Raw genomic sequence first — 863 nt, forward strand, 5'->3', positions numbered from 1 at the left:
TCGGCTTGTCGAGCCAGCGCGCGAACCATGCTGTCGTTCAAATCGACGTGTTTGACTTCGACGGTGGAGATTTTAATGCCCCAATCGTCGGTTTGTTGATCGAGAATGGACTGTAAATCCTTGTTGAGTCGTTCTCGTTCGGATAGCAGTTCATCCAACTCGTGCTGGCCCAGCACCGAGCGCAGCGTCGTTTGTGCTAACTGGCTGGTGGCATCGCTGTAACTTTCAATATTGTTGATTGCCATTTGTGGGTCAACCACACGAAAATACACCACCGCGTTAACGCGCACAGAGACGTTATCTTTGGTGATCAAATCTTGTGTTGGCACATCCAGCACAATGGTTCGTAAATCAACACGCACCATTTGTTGGATGAAAGGAATCAAAATGATCAAGCCTGGGCCTTTTACTTCTTGAAATCGCCCCAGAAAGAACACAACGCCTCGTTCGTACTCGCGCAGAACCTTAAACATTTGTGTCGCTAATGCGAACAGCAGCACCACGATCACAGCAACAGTGTAGAGCATCATAAACGCCTCCTATTCTTTAGGGCGGTCATTGGGCTTCACCGTTAAGGTTAGCCCTTTAACATGAACAATGGTGACCGATTCACCTTGTTTGAGTTCTTGATCTTGTTCGGTTTTCGCTTGCCAAAAAGCACCTTCAAACTGCACGCGGCCTTGTCCGTCGATGAAGTCGTCACTCACAATGGCATGTTTACCGGGGTAGGTCTCTAAACCTGTGGTGACGCCTTTTCCTCGAATCCTGAGTAAGAAACCAATAGTAAGAAGAATCAACGCGATAGAAAAAATGGCGATACCGAAAATCAACGGTAGGGCAATTTGGAAGCCCGGGAGCTCGCT

At 48.1% G+C, this 863-nt stretch carries 2 protein-coding genes; both read right to left on the reverse strand.

Annotation, left to right across the window (positions count from 1 at the left end; genetic code table 11):
* Positions 1–530: SPFH domain-containing protein (locus R7R24_RS25645; RefSeq protein WP_318119933.1), on the reverse strand; the 530-nt coding region annotated here is incomplete at its 3' end.
* A gap of 9 nt (positions 531–539) precedes the next feature.
* A partial coding sequence (locus R7R24_RS25650; RefSeq protein WP_318119934.1) for an NfeD family protein occupies positions 540–863 on the reverse strand: 324 nt, incomplete at its 5' end.

It is taken from the genome of Vibrio sp. 704 (assembly GCF_033339295.1).